We start from the raw sequence: 19,832 nt of genomic DNA, 5'->3' as shown, positions 1-19,832 counted from the left end.
ATTAATAGCTTTAATGTCCTGTTTAACAACGGGACTTAAAGCTCAAAATAATAATAAAATGAAAAATCAAGCAGAAATACAGGCAATTACGGATGCAGTTGAGAATTATTATTTTAAAGGAATTTATGAAGGTGACGAAATACTGTTGGGCAGTATTTTTCATCCGGGAACTTTATTGTTTGGAGACGTAAAAGGTCAGCCTTATTTTAAAACCATAGATTTATATTTAGACGGAGTAAAAAACAGACAAAGCCCAAAAGATTCCGGAAAACCGTTTAAAGGTGAAATTTTGGATATAAGAATTGTAAATTCTACAGCCGTAGCCGAATTAAATGTTAAAATGTATGATTTTAATTATCGGGATTTTTTATCTTTCCATAAGATTAATGGCAAATGGCTGATAGTGAATAAAATGCTGACAGATGTAAATGAATAATTTAAAATTTTGAAGTGATGTGGTACAATACAAAAGCTAAGGAATTATTAGGAATTCAATACCCAATTTTGCAGGGACCTTTTGGAGGAAATTTATCAACGGTTGAATTAACAGCAACAGTTTCCAATGCAGGCGGATTAGGTGGTTTTGGAGCTTATACGTTAAGCCCTCAGGAAATTTATGAGACCGATAAACAGATAAAAGCAGCAACAGACAAACCTTATAACATTAATCTTTGGGTATCCGATCATGATATTCCGCAATCGGGTTTTACAGACGAACAATTTAATAAGACGGCAGCTGCTTTTAAACCTTATTTTGATGAAGTTGGAATTCCGTTACCGGAAAAACCAGCGCCATTTAGTTCCCGTTTTGAAAATCAGTTGCAGGTCATTTTAGATGTACGACCAAAAGTATTTAGCTTTATGTTTGGAGTGCCTTCAGCCGATGTTTTAGAGCAATGCAGAAAATTAGGAATTGTGACAGTTGGTGCAGCTACAACTTTAGACGAAGCTATTTTGCTGGAAAATGCGGGAGTGGATATGATTATCGCTTCTGGTTTTGAAGCCGGCGGACACAGACCTTCCTTTTTAGATAAAGCAGAATCATCCTTAACAGGAACTTTTGTCTTGTTGCAATTAATGCGCGAGAAAATTAAAACGCCAATTATTGCCGCTGGCGGAATTGCAGATGGGAGAGGAGTTGCAGCGGCTTTGACTTTAGGAGCCAGCGCAGCACAAATAGGAACTGCTTTTTTAGCCTGCGATGAATCGAATGCTTTGCCCATTCACAGAGAAATGTTATTTTCTGATGCGGCAAAATACACTACTTTATCACGAGCCTACACCGGAAGATTAGGTCGCGGAATCACCAGCAGAATTGCAAAAGATATGATTGGGAAAGAATCAAGTATTCCGCCTTTTCCGTTGCAGACAACTTTTATGTCTCCGCTTAGAAAGGCAGCGCTTGATCAGCAAAAATGGGATATGATATTGTTTTGGGGCGGTCAGATTTCACCTATCTTAAAACACAGAAAAGCCAAAGAATTGATGTATGCACTTATTGAAGAAACAACTCTTTATTTTGAAAGTTTAAAATAACTTAGATCAGGTTTATATAAAATAGAAAAGCCACTTCGAGAAATTCCTGAAGCGGCTTTTTTTATGATATTTTTTATTTTTGCTGGAGCTGTGTTTTCGTTATAAAACGTTTAATGGTGCTACAAATCCAAGAGCTAAAAGACCTGTTGTATAGTCTTTAACTCCAAAAGCAGATTCGGCATAATTGGTATAATTGTATTTTCTTGCGGTATAAGCCAGATAGAATTTTAAATTCAAATCTTTAAATGGCATGTATTGCACAGTTGGAATTAAACCATAGCTTGTAGATAATTTTGAAGGAGCTGTAGGATCCGGATTATCATTCCAGGAATGGTTACTGTTCATTACCGTTAAAAGTAAATTGAATTTTGGTGCTACCAAATATTCGGCTCTAAGCCAGTTTTCATAATATACTACTTTTTGTGCTGCATAAGGATATTGACTGCTAATGATACTTGAAACAATTCCTAAACGATCAAGGCCTTCATTACGATATTGAACATCAAAATAAAGAACAAATTTATCGCTTGGAGTAAACTTGTTTCCAAAGGCTAAATAGTTCATGTGTGCACCCTGTGCTTCATTAAAGAAACTATAGCTGTAGGTTGTCTCAAATTTTCCACCAAAAAATTTCCCCCTCCAGTTTAGTACTGCTGCTAAAGGAAATTCAGATGGATTAATATCCGGTGGTGCAGAGGTTCCGTATTGTTCCTCATATGTTTTTGTTCTTGAATTCAATACCTGAAAAGATAAGGAATGATTTCCGTTTCCTAAAGTATGTGCAATTCCGGCACCTACTAAAAAGTTATCGGCATATTCAATTACATCATTATACGTTAAGATGTCGATTGGGTTGAAGTCAAATTCATATCCACCCCAATCGGCACATAATTTACCTACCGTAAAACTTGTTTTTGGTGATAAATCAACACGAATAAAAGCCAGATCGACAGCACGGCTGATATTGTCCAGATTTCCCGGTACAGGCTCTCTGGTATATCTGTTACGGAATCTGAAATATACTTTGTCATGAATTTTCCCTTTAATTTCAAATCGAAGCTGATCGACATTAAAATGCGAAATATCATGATTTCCATCTGTAAAATAGCTGTTGTAAGCCATTCGGGAGTTAAAAATAACATCAATATTTTTCAATAAAGATTGTTTTGATACAGGGATGATAGGAGTTAAAGAATCTGATTTCAGTGTATGTCCTTCATCTGTTTGTTTATGCATTGGGTCGCCTTGCCCCATTGCAATAACGGGAAGCAAGGCGATAATCAGGTATATATAATATTTCTTCATAATTACGATTTTTAAAATGTTATAATATAAATGAACCTATTAAAAATCCAACTGCAATGGCGACGCCAATTGTTACAACACCGGGAATAAGAAAACTGTGGTTAATAACAAATTTTCCTATTTTGGTGCTCCCTGTCCGGTCAAAGTTTATTGCTGCCAATAGGGTTGGGTAACCCGGCAAAACAAAATCACTGTTAACAGCAGGAAAAATGGCTATTAAAGCAGATGGTGGTAATCCTAATGCGATACCAAGTGGCATCATGGTTTTTGTTGTAGCAGCCTGACTAAACATTAATGCGCCCATTATAAAGACAGCAATTGCAAAAGTCCATGGATGTTCTGATACGATTCCGCCTAATGCTTTTTGTATCGTATCATTATTAGCATGCATAAAAGTAGAACTCATCCAGACTACTCCAAATACAGATACCACAGCAGATGCCATAGAAGTAAATAAACTTGCTTTGGTAACATCTGTTGTACTTGTTTTGGTGATTAACATCATGGCAGCGGCAGCACTTAGTGTAACGACACTAATAACAGTTACCATTGTTAATGAACCATCTGCATTTACGGCCAGAGATTTAGCTCCTGGCTCAAAATGAGGTACTATTGCCGGAAATGCACCAGCAATTACAATTAGCACAATTGCACATGCAAAAATTAAAACAGAGGTTTTGGCTCCCGGTTTTAATTCGGCTTGTACTCCTTCGGCCGTAGCGTTCATGGTCTGAGCAAACTCGGGATCCTTCATTTTTTCAATAAAAATGGGATCGTTATTAAGTTCTATTCCTTTTTTGAAAACAGAAAAACAGCCTAATAATATTCCGATAATACTTGCCGGAATACAAATGCTCATAATGTCTACTAATGCGCCCGGATAAGCTAATATAACAACCAAAGCAGCCGTTGCAGCACTCATTGGACTTCCTGTTAAAGCAATGTGTGATGCAATAACCGAAATACTCAAAGGTCGCTCAGGACGGATTCTCTTCTTTGCAGAAACTTCTGAAATGATGGGTAATAAGGAATACACAATATGAGCTGTTCCTGCAAACAGGCACAGAAAATAAACGGTAAATGGTGCTATAAAAGTAATGTTTGAAGGATTGCTTCGAATAATCTTTTCGGCCAATTGTACTAAATAATCGAGTCCGCCCGAGGCTTGCAAAGTAGCAGCCGTCGTAACAATTGCCATAATGATTAACATTACATCTAATGGAGGATCTGTAGGCTTTAATTGAAATACAAATATAAAAATTAAAAGACCTACCATACCCATAACGCCAAGACCAATTCCCTTCATTTGTGATCCTATCAGAATCATTCCAATGAGAATTATAAATTCAATCCAAATCATATTTAAAATTTTTAGATTATTATTTCAAAAGACGCTCTTAAGAGAGACGATTAATAATCAAAGAAATTTTGTTGGATTTTAGATCTGTCTGAAGTTTCAGTTAGAGACAGCATTAATAATACTCTGGCTTTTTGCGGATTTAAATCGTCGGCAACAATAAAGCCTAATTCAGCATCTTTTACTTCATTATCTAAAGTAACTCTTCCAGATCCTGCTCTGGCAGAACGACAAACGATAATTCCTTTTTTAGCAGCTTCAGTAAGGGCTTTTCCTACCGGAGCACCAAAGTTACCGTTACCCATACCTGCATAAACAATTCCTTTAGGTCCTGCATTGCTTATACAATAAACACTATTAGCATTGGCATCAGCATAACCGTAAACAATTTCGACCTGTGGAAGTGATTTTAATTTTGTAACGTCGAATTTTTTAGCTGGATTTCTTAAAGACTGGTAGTAATATTTAACTTTTCCGTCATAAATCAAACCAATTGGCCCGTAATTACGAGACTGAAAAGTTTCGATATTAGTAGTACTGGTTTTGGTAACATCTCTTGCATCAAAGATTTTTTCGTCCATTGCCACTACAACGCCTTTATTCTGGCTTGCAGGATCAGCAGCAACGACAATTGCATCCAGTAAGTTTCTGTTTCCATCCTGACTCATTGCAGTAGAAGGACGCATAGCTCCAACCAGTACAACGGGTTTATCATACATTGTTGTAAGATCCAAGAAAGTGGCAGTTTCTTCCATGGTATCGGTTCCGTGAGTAATCACAATAGCGTCTGCTTCATTGTTTTTAAAGATTTCATTGATTCTTTTGGTCAGTTTTAGCCAGGTTTCTACATTCATATCCTGACTTCCAATTGAAGCAATTTGTTCACCGGTGATTTTTCCGTAATTATGAATTTGCGGAACGGCGTTTAACAAATCATCAATTGGCACTTTACCTGCTGTATAAGCCGCTTTTGTAGATGATTCTCCAGAACCGGCAATAGTTCCTCCTGTAGCTAAAATGATAATTCTTTTTTGAGCTGTTGCAGTTTGCGCATATATGGGTAACATCAATACTGATAGCAGCGCGATTACAATAATTTTTTTCATGGTTACAATTTTTGATTAAACAATTTTGGTTTATTTCTGAGTGTGGTTATGCATTTATGAGGTAATGAATTTTGGATTTATAAGGTTTTCTAATGAGTAAATTTCATCCCATTTTTCCTGAGTAATTAGTTTTCGTTCTACAACAGCAATCTGATGCACGCTTTTTCCGGTTTTTAATGCTTCTCCGGCAATGCTGGCACTTTCTTCGTAACCCAAAATCGGATTCAATTGTGTTACAATTCCAATACTGTTCATAACCATATTATAGCAATGAGTTTCATTTGCTGTAATTCCGTTGATACATTTTTCAATTAATACGGTGATGGCGTTTGACAAATAGTCTAAAGAAGTAAACATCGCAAAAGCAATTACAGGCTCCATAACATTAAGTTGTAATTGTCCCGCTTCTGCAGCCAAAGTCAACGTTAAGTCCTGACCAATTACGTAGAAACAAGTTTGGTTTACAACTTCCGGGATTACAGGATTTACTTTACCCGGCATAATGGAAGATCCTGGCTGACGTGCCGGTAAATTGATTTCGTTTAAACCTGTTCTTGGTCCTGAACTCAATAAACGCAAATCGTTGCAGATTTTAGAAATTTTAACGGCAGTTCTTTTCATGGTTCCCATAATCTGAACATAAGCGCCGGTATCTACTGTAGCTTCAATTAAATCAGGAGCCAGAGTCAACGGAATCCCAACTTCTTTAGCCAAGTATTTAACGCATAATTCCGGATATCCTTCAGGAGCATTTACTTTTGTACCAATGGCAGTTGCGCCCATATTGATTTCCAGTAATAAGCTCTGAGCATCTCTTAATCTTCTTACGTCTTCACCAATTGTAGTGGCATACGAATGGAATTCTTGTCCTAAAGTCATCGGAACCGCATCTTGTAATTGCGTTCTTCCCATTTTTAAAACTCTTTTAAATTCGTCTCCTTTTGCCGCAAAAGCCACTTCCAGTTTTTCTACTGTTTTAATAAAACTGTCCATTTTAAGATAAAGGGCAATTCTAAAAGCAGATGGATAGGCATCATTTGTAGATTGCGAACAGTTTACGTGATTGTTGGGATGTAAAAAATTATATTCACCTTTTTTATGTCCCAAGTACTCTAAACCGATGTTTGCAATTACTTCATTTGCATTCATATTTACGGAAGTTCCTGCACCACCCTGAATTAGATCGCTCACAAATTCCTGATTAAATTTGCCGGCAATAACCTGATCGCTTCCGTAGCAGATTGCTTCAGCGATTTTTGGATCTAATGCTCCGCAATCCTTATTGGCCATTGCAGCACCTTTTTTTACATAACCTAAGGCTTTGATAAATAAAGGTTCTTTTGAAATTGGTATTCCAGTAATATTAAAGTTCTCGACCGCCCTAAAAGTCTGGATGCCGTAGTATAGATGATCCGGAATGTCCAATTCACCTAAAAAATCGTGTTCTTTTCTTGTTTGTGACATAATGTATTGAAATTTAATTGTTTTACTTATTTTTTATGAATCGCAATAATTTTCAATTTTAAAAACATCAATCGGAATAAGTTAAGACATTATTCCAACTAATATTGGTCCCCAGGCGGTTAAAAGTATATTGCCCAGAGCATACGGAATGGTATAACCTAATACAGGAAATTTGCTGCCGGATGCATCCTGAACTGCTTTTAATCCAATTGTTGAGGTTCCAGCGCCCGTTTGTGCGCCTAATAAGATAATGGGGTTCATTTTTAGAATATATCGGCCAAAATAAAGACCAATAATATGCGGAATTATTGCAACTGCCAGACCTGCAAATATGATACTTATACCTGTTTCGCGAAGTGCAGAAATAAAACTTGGCCCCGCTGCCAGACCTATAAGTCCAATAAAAGTGGCTAAACCAACATTGTCGAAGATCCATAAAGCCGGCTCCGGAATGCTGCCAAAAAATGGTGTTCTGGAATGTAACCAACCAAAGATAAGTCCCATAACCAGTGCACCTCCGCTTGTAGTTAAAGTGATAGAAACACCAAAAACAGGTAAGGAAAGTAAACCAAGAAGTCCGCCTAATACGATCCCTAATCCAACGAATATAATATCGGTTTCAGGGCTTAAGCGATCGAGGTAACCTATTTCTTTTGCTGCGGCCTCTATATTTGATTTTTTACCGGAGATTTTTACAACATCACCTTTATTAAGAATGGTACTTGGCTCTAAAGGAAGTTCGTGATATTCTCTTATAATCTGATCAATCAATAAACCATTAAAGAATGAACTGTTACGCAATTCTTCGACTGTTTTTCCTGCAATATTTTTATTGGTAATCGTAATATCCATATTAGCCAACGGGAAGCTCAGTAATTCTTCATCCAGAACTTCAGGGCCAATAATTGGCATACCGTCCAGAATTATTCCATGTTGTGCCATAATTACCATTACATCGTCCTGGCAAATAATGGTATTGGGTTTTGGTTCGATTAATTTTTTCTTATGACGAATGCGCTGTACAATTATTCTAAGTCCTTCTTTTGATTTTTCAAACTCGCTGATGGTTGCACCAATCCATTTTTCATTTGTGATTCTGTACGCTCTTATAATCCATCTTTTATAAGCATTGGATGTTCCTGGTTCATATTCTACATCACCACTTATCGATTCTTCAAGTTTGGCACTTTCTTTCACCAAATCAATTCCCAGTAATTTTGGTGCGATTGCCGTTAGAAAAAACACAAACGAAGTTGCACCTATCAAATAAGTTACAGCATAAGCTACTGGTATATTATTGATTAGTCTTGTTTTTTCGGCGTCGGCAAGGTCAAGATGGCTTATCGCTTCTGAGGCTGTACCAATTACAGTAGATTCAGAAAAAGCTCCTGCCAGAAGCCCCGCAGCTGTTCCTACATCATAACCTAATACTGTAGAAAGGGTATAAGCTACCAGTAAACAGGAAAGAGAAATTACAACAGTAAGAAGCAATTGCGGTAGGGCATTTTTCTTAAGTCCCTGAAAGAATTGCGGACCTACTTTATATCCTGTAGAAAACAGGAAAAAATCAAAGAAAATGGTTTTAACAATAGGATCTATTTCGATACCAATTTGGCCAATGAGAACTCCTGCAAACAGGGTTCCTAAGACGACACCTATTTTAAAAGTGCCTATTTTGATATGACCTAATAAAAATCCTAAAGCTAATGCTAAAAAGATAGCTAATTCAGGATGTTCTCGAAGAATAGTTGTAACCATATTGCTGAATTTTTTAGAAATACAATACTGACTCGAAACCTACTGCTTAGAAAAAAGGAAAATTTAGATTTGGGGATTTTTTTCTAAATTTTAATTAAAGGTAATAATTTTTTTAATAATTTTATTAAAACATAAAAATAATTCATTGTATTTCAATTGGTTATAATAATAGGGGAGTTGAGGTGTTTTTTTACTCAGCTGAACGTTATTTTTTCGTTTCTACACCATTAAATTTTTAGCTTGAATAAATTAGAATTTTAATTCAGAAAACTTCAATAATATAATTTAAAAAGATTGGCAAAATGGAAAAGACTTACGCAAAAGGTTATTATTTACTTTATGATCCTAACAATAATAAAGGAACTGCTTTTACCAACAATGAAAGAGAAGTGTATGGTTTAGAAGGCTTACTTCCTGAGACTATAGAAAGTCTCGATAACCAAATTCTTAGGGTCGACAGACAGTTAGAACATTTTGACAAACCTATAAACAAGTACATGTATCTGATGAATTTACTGGATAACAATGTTACTTTGTTTTTTAAAACCATAATGAGCAAACCTTCAAAATACCTGCCTTTGGTTTATACACCAACGGTTGGCGAGGCTTGTCAGAAATTCGGACTTCTTGCCACACGTCCAAGAGCTATCTTTATTTCTATAAATCAAAAAGGGCACATCAAGGAGATTTTGAAGAACTGGCCTTTTACGGATATTCACTTTGCTGTAGTAACAGATGGCGAACGTATATTGGGTTTAGGCGATCTGGGGATTTCAGGAATTGGAATTCCTATTGGAAAACTAATTTTGTATACCAGTTGTGCAGGTGTACCGCCGGAACATACTCTGCCAATTGTTTTGGATGTTGGAACAAACAACGAGGAATTTTTAAGCGATCCGCTTTATCCGGGTTTGAGACAACGACGCGCTACAGGAAAAATATATGATGATTTTATAGAAGAATTTGTAGTAGCAATAAATGAATGTTATCCTAAAGTATGCATTCAGTGGGAAGATTTTGGTGGTGTCAATGCTATTCGTATTCTAAACAAATATCGTAACAGAGTTAGTACTTTTAATGATGATATTCAGGGTACTGCAGCAATTGCAACGGCGGGTTTTATTGCGATAAGTAAATTGCTTAAAAAATCTTTTAAAGAACAGCGTTTTCTATTTTTGGGCGCTGGAGCTGCCGCAACCGGAATTGCCAATATGTTGCTGCAAAAATTTATGAAAGAAGGAATGAAGGAAGCAGACGCCGTAAAACAAATCTGGATGTTTGATATTAATGGACTGGTAATTAAATCGAGATTTGATATTGCAGACCATCAAAGACCTTTTGCCCACGAAAGTGAGCCTTGTGATAATTTTGCCGATGCCGTACTTAGAATAAAACCAACGGCTATTATTGGTGTAAGTACAATTGGTGGTGCATTTAACCAACAGGTAATTGAGAATATGAGTCTGGTAAATGAACGTCCGGTTATATTTCCGTATTCAAATCCAACTTCGCATTCTGAATGCAGTGCAGAAGATGCTTATAAATGGAGTAAAGGAACCGCTATTTTTGCCAGCGGAAGCCCATTTGCTCCCGTAACTTATGAAGGTAAAGTTTTTAAACCCGGGCAGGGAAATAATGTGTTTATTTTTCCGGCAATGGGACTCGCCATATTTGCTACTCAGGCAAGACGTGTTACAGATGAAATGTTGATTGTAGCCGCAGAATCTGTTGCTGAACATATTACAGATGAAGATTTTGAAAATGGTTTAATTTATCCGCATGTCGATGATATTTTGGCAGTTTCTATAAATGTAGCCGAAAAAATTGCCGAAGAAATATTTAATAAAGGATTGGCCGGAGTAGAAAAACCGCGAGATATTCGCAGTTTTATCATTAGCAAAATGTATAATCCCGTTTATAAATAGGCTGGAAATATATTAATTATTCATCTCCTGAATTTTCAGTGGTCGATGGTGCTTTTTTTCTAATGCTGGTACTCAGATAAAAAAACAATCGTATCGTATGATTCATATCATATTGATAACCGGTATATTTTTGCTGATACACGTTCATATAGCCAAAATCAAAGCTCCATTTTGGGTTAAATGCATATTTAATTCCCACAAAAAAGCGATTCTGATCAAAGGTATTGTAGACGGCTTCTTTTCCGAAATTTAAAAGAATCTCATCTGAAATAACCATTTGCGGAAGCTTTGGGTTATCAAAAACAGGGAAGGTAAAACTGGAAAGATAACGGAATCTGTTTGTAAAACGAACTTCGCCACTGGGTTCATCATTTACAATTTTTTCCTGCCATCTTTGTTCACTTCGTAAACGTTGCAGGACACTCACTTTGCCCACCTTTACGTTTAATTGCGCCTGTTGATACAATCTGTTTTCGTCTGCAAAAGTACTCCAGTCGGGATTGGTTGGCGCAAGCCACATATGCGCATAACCAAGGTTGAAAGAAACATTGGAATTGGGAATATAAGTGATTCCGCCTCTGATAAAATAAAAACTGTCTTCGGCTACAAAATCATTTCTTCGGATGTGAAAATCACCAATTATACCCCAATGATCTGCAAATTTGGTGACGGTATTTATTGAAACCCAGGTTTGCACCTGATGGTTGATATCTTTTTCGGTTGCAGTTTGTGCAAATGTTGCCAAGGGAAGCAAAATAATTAGAATTCCAATAAAATTGTTCTTCATATTTAGGACTATTAAAAATTAGTTTTAGTTAATAATAGACTTCTTTTGAATTCGTAAAAAAGGAAAATAATCGGGTAATTTATATAGAGTAAAGATAGTATTATTGATGTAAATTTTTACAATAAAATTGTATTCTGCAGAAAAAATATATTTTATAGTTTACCTAATATCAAATAATTATAGAGGTTGACTAGAATTATTTTTAATACATAGAAATATAGTTCCGTCCCGAAGCTGAGGGGGCAGATTACGCAAAGGGCGCGAAGGTTCTTTTAAAAATTCATTAAGATGAAAAAGTTCGCAAAGCTTTATGTAAACAAAGCTTTGCGAACTTAAAATATAGATGCTGCTTAGCCTCAGAAATAAAAAACCTTAGCGTACTTTGCGTTAAAAAATTAACATAGGAGTTTAGGGGGCAGGTTACGCAAAGAGCGCGAAAGTTCTTTTTAAAATTCATTAAGATGAAAAAGTTCGCAAAGCTTTATGTAGACAAAGCTTTGCGAACTTAAAATATAGATGTTGCTTAACCTCAGAAATAAAAAAACTTCGCGTGCTTTGCGTTAAAAATTAGGATGCTGATTTTACCGCAAAGCACGCAAAGGTTTTACGCAAAGCACACAAAGACTTTTTTAAGAATCATTAAAATGAAAAAGTTCTCAAAGCTTTATGCAGACAAAGCTTTGTGAACTTAAAATACAGATGCTGATTAGCCTCAGAAATAAAAAACCTTAGCGTGCTTTGCGTTAAAAATTAGGATGCTGATTTTACCGCAAAGCACGCAAAGGTTTTGCGCAAAGTACTCAAAGACTTTTTTTAAGAATCATTAAAATGAAAAAGTTCTCAAAGCATTATGTAGACAAAGCTTTGCGAACTTAAAATATAGATGTTGCTTAGCCTCAGAAATAAAAAACCTTAGCGTGCTTTGCGTTAAAAAAATAACATAGGAGTACACGAAGTTTTTTTAAGCATCAGCTGTATTTAAATTTTATTTTATAATGACGAATAAAATTTAAACGCTTAAATTTATGTTTATTATTTTTGAGTAACTTAGTTTATTATGACAAAGAAAATTTTAATAGTAGATGATCATCTGGTGGTACGAAACGGTGTCGCTATGGTTTTGGAAAAACAAATTGAAGATGTAGCGATATCAAATGCTGAAGACTTTTTTGAAGCTATTGCTCTCTTAAAAGATTTTCCTTTCGATCTGATTATTCTGGATATTAATATTCCCGGAGGAAAAAGTACCGGAATGATAAGTGATATTAGAGCCATTCAGCCCACGGTGAAAATTCTGGTATTTTCTGCCCATGAAGAAGAACAATATGCATTAAAGTATATTTCGGCCGGAGCCAATGGCTATTTGAATAAACTTTGCAGTGAAGAAAAAATGATGTTTGCCATCAACTCTATTTTTGAGACTTCGACTTATATTTCTTCCGAAATACTGGCCTTGCTTTTGGAAACCAAACACACTCAAAAATCTATAAATCCAAAAGAAGTATTGTCTAAACGTGAAATTCAGATTGCAGAGTTGCTAATAGAAGGAAATGGGAATCTCGAAATTTCAAATAAGCTAAATATTCATATGTCTACGGTGAGTACCTACAAAGCCAGAGTTTTTGAAAAACTTAAAATTACAAATTTGGTTGAATTAATTAATCTCTTTAAAACCTTCGAATATTAATTGTATTCGACCATTATTTCAATCGTAGTTCCTTCATTAAGTGTACTGTGTATATTGATACTTCCTTCAATAATAAGCAAAAGCTCAATAATCATATGCAATCCCAGATGGTAGTTTTTTGCAATTGGATTTTGGTAAAAATCAAGGTAATACTCAATAAGTTCCCTGCTCATTCCTTTTCCGTTATCGATTATCGTTAACATCAGAACATTGTCTTTTGTACCTGAAAATAATTCGATGTGCCCGTTACTGGAGTTTTTTATTGCATTATCAAGTAAATTATGCACTATAATAGAGAGTGCTTTATTATTGGTTCGAATTTCAAGATCCTGATGTACACTGTTTACAATCTCAATATTTTCGGCTTCAGCAATTTTTCTGAAAATTTGAATTTTCTCCTCAATCAGATCATATAAAGAATAACGCTGGTCTTCCAGTTTTTTTCCTTCAATAAAAATCGAAGAATATTTAATCAGGTTTTCGACATATTCATAAAGCTGAATGGTCGACATTTGAATTGTTCCTAATTGTTTTTTTAGTTTGCTGTCTTCCTGAATGGTTTCATTATCTGCCAAATGGTTGATAGAATTGGTCAGGAATTTTAAAGGACTTTTAATATCATGACTAATACTTTTTACCAGTGTTTCCTGTTGCTTAATTTCTTGCTTAAGATTGTTTCTTGTTGTTTTTAATTTACGAACAGTTGAGGCTAATTTTTTCGTTTTTTGCGCAATAACTTCTTTAAGTCTTATGTTGTTTCGTTTAATGTAATACAATCTTATGTACCATATAAAGAGAATAAATAAAGCGGCCAAAAGGTAAATAAGAATGGTAAACCAAAAAGTTTGGTGAAATTTTGCAGGTACAATTATGGTAATCTTTTTGTAGACATAAGCAGCATTAAAACCAGCTAATGTTCTTATGGTAAGTGTATATTCGCCTGGAGGCAATGTGGTGAAGGATATTGATTTTTCACCTTTTAATTTTTCCCATCGACTGTTTGGTGCTTTATCCAGTTTGGCTTCAAAATTTAAGTTTTCCTGATTGCCATAATACGGATAAGAGATAAAAAACGTTACCCTCTGAAAATTATTTTTTAGTGTAATCGTATCTTTGGGCTGAATGTTTATCTGGTCTACAAGAACCTTATCTATAAATAAAACTTTGCCCGGTAATAAAGGAGATACCTTATACGGATTAAAAAAAACAAAGCCATTCATTGACGGAAGCGCAATTTGATCGTTTTTGAGGAAATTACCGCAAGGCTGGCATCCGCCGTTAAATTCATTAGTTAAAAAGCCATTAAATTTATTGTATTGATGGTAGTAGATAACACGGGTTTTCTTTTTACTGTATTCTAATAATGCTTTTCGCGAAATTTGAAAAAGCCCTTTATTGGTAGGAATCCAGAAAAAACCGTTTTTGTCTTCTATAATACAATGCGAAGAATTGAGATAATTATTTTCGTCTTTCGGGAAAGAATATAAGGTATTATCTGAATACAGAAAAAAACCTTTTTGATAAGTAGTTAGCCAGACCTTTTTTTCGCTGTCTATAAATATACTTCTAATATTTATTTTCTCAGAGTTTTTAACATAAATCAAGTTCTCTGAATTGATCTGATATTTTAGCAAACCATTTGTCGTACCCAGAAACAAAGTATTAAAGTCGTATTGTGCTATAAAATTAATATTGTATTCACTAATCGTGATTAGTTTAACTGAACCATTTTTTACACAATAAAGTTTTGCTTTATGAAATTCATCCTGTCCAACACTAATCCAGATGGTATTATCCTGATCCCGAAATATGGTTTTTATGTTTTGACCAAAATTATACGTAAGATGTTCTTTATAGGCTGATTTTTTTAAATAGCAATGTACATTTTTGTTTCTGCCCACCCATAAATTCTGATCGCTATCTTTTGCAATTGTAATTTCTTCATCCAGAAAAAAACTTTTGTCAAATGAGATACTGTCTACCAGTTTTTTATTACTGAAAATTTGACCTTTTGCCGTTACAATTGTACTGTCATTAAGAGCCAGTGCTCCGTAATACACTTCTGTTTTCTGCACATCTTTTTTCACGGTATTAAATTCAGGAAACGAAATGATACATAATCCGTTTGTACTGCTTCCTAGATATAATTTTTGATTTTTGCGATCAAGATAAACAGAGATAATGTTGCTCTTTTCAAACTCTTTAAAATCTACAACAGGTGTAATTGCTAATTGATCGGATTGATTTCCTAAAAGAGCTATTTTGTTTTTTACAGCAATAAAAACCTGACTTGTAGTAATGTTCCAGAACAGTTTTTGTTTTCCTGTAAAAAGAGCAGAATCCAGCTTTCCTGAAGATTTTCCATTTTTCGAAAAACAATCATAACGACCATCTTCATAAAGATAAAAGAGCGTATCATGGATTACAAAAAAGCGAAATATAGTTTTGCTTTTATACGCTAGTTTGTATATGCTATTCATTTTAGCATCACACAATTCGACATTTTCGGGATCAATAAAAAAGAGATTTCCGTCAGAAAGTTTTATAAAATAGGGTTCTTGCGGATTTATTGTTTTGTTGGAAGGAAGTCCGTCATGCGAGAAAAAGTGTTTTCCGTTTCGGCTTTTGTTTAAAATTGGACTGTCTTTTTTTGTAATGTGAATTTTACCCTGTCTGATCAGAACTTGTTCTTTTTTGCCTTCATTATAACAAACCAGACTGTCTTTTTTAATACTTCCGAAAATATCAAAAAAGCGACTGTATTCTAAATTTGTTGAAGAAGTATTAAAGGTGCGAAAGTCATTGCCATCATAACGAACAAGTCCATTTTCTGTTGTAAGCCAGATAAAATTATATTTATCAGAAACGATAGCATTTACACTGCTTTGAGGTAACTCATTATTATCAGCCGTATACCATTTGGCTATATAATTTTCCTGACAAACTGCTTTAACTGTAGTTAAAAACAGGAAAATACAACAATAGCGAAGATGTGATAATGGCATCATTATGAGATTGGTATAGTTCTTTTATAAGAACAAACATAGCAAACATAATTTATAATTTATAGGGTTGTAGTTTTAAATCTACAACAATGTAGATTTATTGGTACGATACTATAAATCTCTTAATCATAATATACCACTATATTTGTTAGTGTAGCAATCACACTAAAAATAGAGAGCGTATGAAAATAGGTATAGTAGGCGTATCCAGCATTACAATGGATTTTGCGAACAGAGCAGCTCAGTCAGGACACGATGTATTGATTAATCATAACCGTGATAATAATATTATAAGAGAGTGTGTACAAAAAATGGGATCGAAAGTAAAGTTGGTAAATAAAGAGCAGGCTGTAAAAGCTGGTATTATAATATTGTTTGTGCCGCGTGAAGATCTAAAGAGTTTTTTGAGTGATTTGCCGGATATGAGTGAAAAAATTATAATACATACCAATAATCCGATCTTTAGTACAGAATGTTTTTCGAGTACAGTAAAAACATCAAGCGAAATTATAGCATCTCTTTTGCCAGATGCACATGTCGTAAAATTACTGAACATCGTAGAACCCAATATACTATTGCATAAAAATCAAAATCATACGGGGAACGAAATATTTTATACAGGAACAGATACTCAGGCTAAGCGAAAAGTAAAATCTTTTTTCAAAACCCTGGATTTGGCAGGAATTGATTTAGATGACCAATTAGATAGAATGAATTAGTACTAATGAAAATGAAACAATAAACAAGGAACAACAAAAATGCTAAGCTAAATTTTGGGGAACATTTATATACGGTTTTGGTGGTTTGTTTAATGTGGTTTTTTAAAAGCGGTTGAAGATGAAATCTTCAGCCGCTTTTTAGTTTGTGAGACTTTTAAGTAACAGAATGTAAGTTTTAAGGCCTCAGAAAGAGTATTTCTTTGTGCAGATAAAATAAAAGTTTACTTTTACTTCTTATAATATCCTTTCTGCTTGTCACACCAAAATAATCCTTCCTAATTATTTTGACAAGCTGTTGGTTCAGAAAGACATATCCATACTCATTTACATAAATTATAATTTCATGTATCAATTTATAAAATATATTTTGTTGCTTTTTGTAGCATCATTAAGTCTGGTTTCCTGCAAGCAAAAACAGGGAGACAAAATTAAAGTTGGTTTTTCGCAGGCGATGACTACCGATGACTGGCGAAAACAAATGAACAGTTCTATAAAAATTGAAGCTTCGCTGCATCCGGAAGTAGATTTGAGAATCAAAGACGCCAATAATAATGTCGAAAAACAAATCGAAGATATAGAACGCTTTATTTCCAACAAAGTGGATGTTATTATTGTATCGCCAATTCAGTCCAAACCTTTAACCGCAGTTGTGGAAAAATCCATAAAAGCGGGAATTCCGGTTCTTGTTGTGGATCGAAAAATTGAAGGAGAAAGTTACACCGCTTATCTTGGAGCCGATAATATCGAAATTGGCCGAATCGCTGCGCGTTATATTGTCTCGCATAGTAAAGGTTCGGGAACTATTATACAAATTACAGGCGCCAGCGGATCATCTCCTGCTTACGAAAGAACATTGGGTTTCAATCAGATTATCAATGAAAACAAACGCTTTAAGATTGTAAATACTATTCAGGGCAATTGGGAAAAAGAATCGGTTAAAGCACCTTTAAAAACAATTCTTCTGCAAAACCCAAATGTGGAATATATCTTCGCTCAAAACGACAGAATGGCTTTAAGCGCCTGGGAAACAGCTAAGACTTTAGGTTTAGAAAAAAAAATTAAGTTTATTGGTGTTGATGCATTAAATACGGTAAATGGCGGAATTGAGCTAGTAAAAAGCGGCGTTCTTGACGGCACAATTTTATATCCAACCGGAGGAAACGAAGCGTTGAAACTGGCGCTAAAAATGTATAACAAAGAATCAATTGCTAGAAACAATATTCTAAATACGATTGTAATTGATAAAAACAATGCTGAAATTATCGAAAACCAAATGGATAAAGTCGATCAGCAGCAATTGGTAATCGAGTCGCAACAAGGCGCGATTAACATACAGGAAAGAGAATATGCTTCGCAGAATAACTTAGTGCGACTGCTGAGCTTTTTTCTTGTAATTATTTTGAGTTTAACGATTTACAGTATTTATTCGACGATTTCGATCTCAAAAAAGAAAAAAGAACTGGAAAGAATCAATCAAACGGTAATTGATCAGAATAACGAAATTCAGGAAATGGCTGAGATTGCCGCAAAAAGTAATGAAGCAAAACTGAATTTCTTTACGGGATTATCGCATGAATTTAAAACCCCGATTACTTTAATAATGAGTTATGTGGAATCTTTAATCGAAAATGAAAAAATTAAAGGGACTGCATTAATCGATGAAGTGAAATTGATTCACAAAAACTCCAACAGATTATTGCGATTGATCAATCAATTACTGGATTTCAGGAAAATTGAAGAACAAAAATTCACACTAAGAGCTTCAAATACTAAAATTTATGATTTTTCTAATGAAGTAATGGCGAACTTTAAAGGTGAAGCTGCCCGAAGAAATATTGATTTTCAATTAATCTGTAAAAACAAAAATCTGGAACTGTTTATCGATCGCGGTTTAATGGATAAAGTATATTTCAATTTATTGTCGAATGCTTTTAAATTTACGCCTGACAACGGAAAAATTAGCATTTCAATTATCGAAAACCAAGATAATACAGTAAAGATTCATTTTAAAGATTCAGGAATCGGAATTCCCGACGATGAGCTTTCTAATGTTTTTAATCCTTTTTTCAGAGCTTCAAACAACAATAAAAACAGTTCAGGAATTGGTTTGCATTTGTCTAAGGAATTTGTTCTCCTGCATCAGGGAAGTATTGAATTGAAATCAAAACAAGGAAGCGAATTTGTAATTACTTTATTAAAAGGAAACAGTCATTTGCAACCCGGAGAGATTATTCAGAAAGTAGAAAACCTCATTAGTATTCCAAGTTTGATTACAGATAACCTGAGTATTGAACCGGATTTAAAAGAAGTAAATACCATTTCTGATGCCGAAAAACATTCGCTGTTAATCATAGAAGACAATGTAGATTTGGTCAATTTTTTAAAAGCCAAACTTTCAAACGAATATGTAGTTTATAATTCGGACGGAAGCGATGCCATCGAAAAAGCCCTGGAAATTATTCCGGATATTATCATCTGCGACATTAATTTGGTTGATAAAGATGGTTACGAAATTAGCAGGGAACTAAAGAAAGACTTACGTTCTTCTCATATTCCAATTATAATTTTAACGGCGCAAAGCAATAAAGAATCGGTTTTAAAAGGCTTACAAAGTGGAGTAGACCAGTATTTGACAAAACCTTTTAGCCTTTCGATTTTAAAACAATCTATTTCAAGTTTACTTTTCAACAGAGAAAAACTACGTTATTATTATACAAACAATATTTATCGAGTTGAACCAGAATCTAAATTCGGAAATCAGGAACAGACTTTCATTACCAAAATGAATGAGATTATTAAGAAGAATGTCGAAAATCCGAAGTTTTCTGTTGAAGATTTGGCGGATAAATTAGGCGTATCAAGAGTTCAACTGTATAGAAAAGTTAAAGCCATAATTGGAATTAACATTAGCGATCATATTAATAATGTCAAATTAGAGAAAGCAGCAGAGCTTTTAAAGTCAAATGAAATGAATATTTCAGAGATTGCATACTCGCTTGGATTCTCTTCTCCAAATTATTTTTCTACCGCTTTTAAGAATAAATTTGGAATTTCTCCTAAAGAATATAAAACGTCCAATTAATTTACTTCTGAAATTGATTCATTTCAGGTATCATTTTTAAACGTTATGTAACAAAATCGAAACTACAAGGTTTTCGTAAAAGTTTTTTAATATTCGTAAAG

At 34.5% G+C, this 19,832-nt stretch carries 13 protein-coding genes; 6 read left to right on the top strand and 7 right to left on the bottom strand.

What is annotated here, in order from left to right; translation table 11 throughout:
- Positions 1-58: 58 nt before the first annotated feature.
- Together KHA98_RS09030 and KHA98_RS09025 are read left to right on the top strand one after the other, a co-directional pair.
- The gene (locus KHA98_RS09030; protein WP_246522243.1) at positions 59-436 is read left to right on the top strand and encodes a nuclear transport factor 2 family protein; all 378 of its coding nucleotides are present in this window, start codon (positions 59-61) and stop codon (positions 434-436) included.
- A 17-nt stretch (positions 437-453) separates the two neighbouring features.
- A complete protein-coding gene (locus KHA98_RS09025) occupies positions 454-1,536 on the top strand; it encodes an NAD(P)H-dependent flavin oxidoreductase (RefSeq protein ID WP_213257384.1) in 1,083 nt (360 codons plus the stop codon).
- Between the two features lie 99 nt (positions 1,537-1,635).
- Here KHA98_RS09025 and KHA98_RS09020 read toward each other — a convergent pair whose 3' ends face one another.
- The 5 genes from KHA98_RS09020 to aspT all read right to left on the bottom strand — a co-directional run bounded on the left by KHA98_RS09020 (position 1,636) and on the right by aspT (position 8,526).
- Positions 1,636-2,841, bottom strand: a complete 1,206-nt coding sequence (locus KHA98_RS09020; protein ID WP_213257382.1) for a porin — start codon at positions 2,839-2,841, stop codon at positions 1,636-1,638.
- A 19-nt stretch (positions 2,842-2,860) separates the two neighbouring features.
- The gene (locus KHA98_RS09015) at positions 2,861-4,201 is read right to left on the bottom strand and encodes an anaerobic C4-dicarboxylate transporter family protein (protein ID WP_213257380.1); all 1,341 of its coding nucleotides are present in this window, start codon (positions 4,199-4,201) and stop codon (positions 2,861-2,863) included.
- A gap of 50 nt (positions 4,202-4,251) precedes the next feature.
- The gene (locus KHA98_RS09010) at positions 4,252-5,304 is read right to left on the bottom strand and encodes a type II asparaginase (protein WP_213257378.1); all 1,053 of its coding nucleotides are present in this window, start codon (positions 5,302-5,304) and stop codon (positions 4,252-4,254) included.
- Positions 5,305-5,358: 54 nt separating this feature from the next.
- Positions 5,359-6,768 (bottom strand): aspartate ammonia-lyase, encoded by a 1,410-nt coding sequence (gene aspA, locus KHA98_RS09005; RefSeq protein WP_213257376.1) that lies wholly within the window; start codon positions 6,766-6,768, stop codon positions 5,359-5,361.
- Between the two features lie 81 nt (positions 6,769-6,849).
- Positions 6,850-8,526, bottom strand: coding sequence for an aspartate-alanine antiporter (aspT, locus tag KHA98_RS09000; RefSeq protein WP_213257374.1), 1,677 nt, complete (start codon positions 8,524-8,526; stop codon positions 6,850-6,852).
- Between the two features lie 302 nt (positions 8,527-8,828).
- Between aspT and KHA98_RS08995 the strand changes: the two genes are divergently transcribed.
- Positions 8,829-10,451: an NAD-dependent malic enzyme gene (locus tag KHA98_RS08995; protein ID WP_213257372.1), complete on the top strand. Its 1,623-nt coding sequence runs from the start codon at positions 8,829-8,831 to the stop codon at positions 10,449-10,451.
- 16 nt (positions 10,452-10,467) lie between these two features.
- Here KHA98_RS08995 and KHA98_RS08990 read toward each other — a convergent pair whose 3' ends face one another.
- Positions 10,468-11,238, bottom strand: coding sequence for a DUF2490 domain-containing protein (locus KHA98_RS08990; protein ID WP_213257370.1), 771 nt, complete (start codon positions 11,236-11,238; stop codon positions 10,468-10,470).
- 1,057 nt (positions 11,239-12,295) lie between these two features.
- On the opposite strand from KHA98_RS08990, the gene KHA98_RS08985 reads away from it, so the two are divergent.
- Positions 12,296-12,925: a response regulator transcription factor gene (locus tag KHA98_RS08985; protein ID WP_213257368.1), complete on the top strand. Its 630-nt coding sequence runs from the start codon at positions 12,296-12,298 to the stop codon at positions 12,923-12,925.
- Here KHA98_RS08985 and KHA98_RS08980 read toward each other — a convergent pair.
- Entirely contained in the window at positions 12,922-15,933 is a 3,012-nt protein-coding gene (locus tag KHA98_RS08980) for a sensor histidine kinase (RefSeq protein ID WP_213257366.1), read from the bottom strand. The genes KHA98_RS08985 and KHA98_RS08980 overlap by 4 nt on opposite strands.
- 179 nt (positions 15,934-16,112) lie before the next feature.
- Between KHA98_RS08980 and KHA98_RS08975 the strand changes: the two genes are divergently transcribed.
- Positions 16,113-16,649, top strand: coding sequence for an NAD(P)-binding domain-containing protein (locus KHA98_RS08975; RefSeq protein WP_213257364.1), 537 nt, complete (start codon positions 16,113-16,115; stop codon positions 16,647-16,649).
- Between the two features lie 343 nt (positions 16,650-16,992).
- A complete protein-coding gene (locus KHA98_RS08970) occupies positions 16,993-19,731 on the top strand; it encodes a substrate-binding domain-containing protein (protein ID WP_213257362.1) in 2,739 nt (912 codons plus the stop codon).
- Positions 19,732-19,832 lie beyond the last annotated feature (101 nt).

This window comes from Flavobacterium branchiicola (assembly GCF_018383905.1).
Classification (GTDB): domain Bacteria; phylum Bacteroidota; class Bacteroidia; order Flavobacteriales; family Flavobacteriaceae; genus Flavobacterium; species Flavobacterium branchiicola.
The sequence above is the reverse complement of the archived record's forward strand: the minus strand, read 5'-3'. Positions and strand labels throughout refer to the sequence as shown.

What these genes read in the sequence shown, in the direction of transcription:
- KHA98_RS09030 (WP_246522243.1), top strand. Translation starts at nt 59, where the DNA reads ATGAAAAATCAAGCAGAAATACAGGCAATTACGGATGCAGTTGAGAAT.
- KHA98_RS09025 (WP_213257384.1), top strand. Translation starts at nt 454, where the DNA reads ATGTGGTACAATACAAAAGCTAAGGAATTATTAGGAATTCAATACCCA.
- KHA98_RS09020 (WP_213257382.1), bottom strand. Translation starts at nt 2,841, where the DNA reads ATGAAGAAATATTATATATACCTGATTATCGCCTTGCTTCCCGTTATT.
- KHA98_RS09015 (WP_213257380.1), bottom strand. Translation starts at nt 4,201, where the DNA reads ATGATTTGGATTGAATTTATAATTCTCATTGGAATGATTCTGATAGGA.
- KHA98_RS09010 (WP_213257378.1), bottom strand. Translation starts at nt 5,304, where the DNA reads ATGAAAAAAATTATTGTAATCGCGCTGCTATCAGTATTGATGTTACCC.
- aspA (WP_213257376.1), bottom strand. Translation starts at nt 6,768, where the DNA reads ATGTCACAAACAAGAAAAGAACACGATTTTTTAGGTGAATTGGACATT.
- aspT (WP_213257374.1), bottom strand. Translation starts at nt 8,526, where the DNA reads ATGGTTACAACTATTCTTCGAGAACATCCTGAATTAGCTATCTTTTTA.
- KHA98_RS08995 (WP_213257372.1), top strand. Translation starts at nt 8,829, where the DNA reads ATGGAAAAGACTTACGCAAAAGGTTATTATTTACTTTATGATCCTAAC.
- KHA98_RS08990 (WP_213257370.1), bottom strand. Translation starts at nt 11,238, where the DNA reads ATGAAGAACAATTTTATTGGAATTCTAATTATTTTGCTTCCCTTGGCA.
- KHA98_RS08985 (WP_213257368.1), top strand. Translation starts at nt 12,296, where the DNA reads ATGACAAAGAAAATTTTAATAGTAGATGATCATCTGGTGGTACGAAAC.
- KHA98_RS08980 (WP_213257366.1), bottom strand. Translation starts at nt 15,933, where the DNA reads ATGATGCCATTATCACATCTTCGCTATTGTTGTATTTTCCTGTTTTTA.
- KHA98_RS08975 (WP_213257364.1), top strand. Translation starts at nt 16,113, where the DNA reads ATGAAAATAGGTATAGTAGGCGTATCCAGCATTACAATGGATTTTGCG.
- KHA98_RS08970 (WP_213257362.1), top strand. Translation starts at nt 16,993, where the DNA reads ATGTATCAATTTATAAAATATATTTTGTTGCTTTTTGTAGCATCATTA.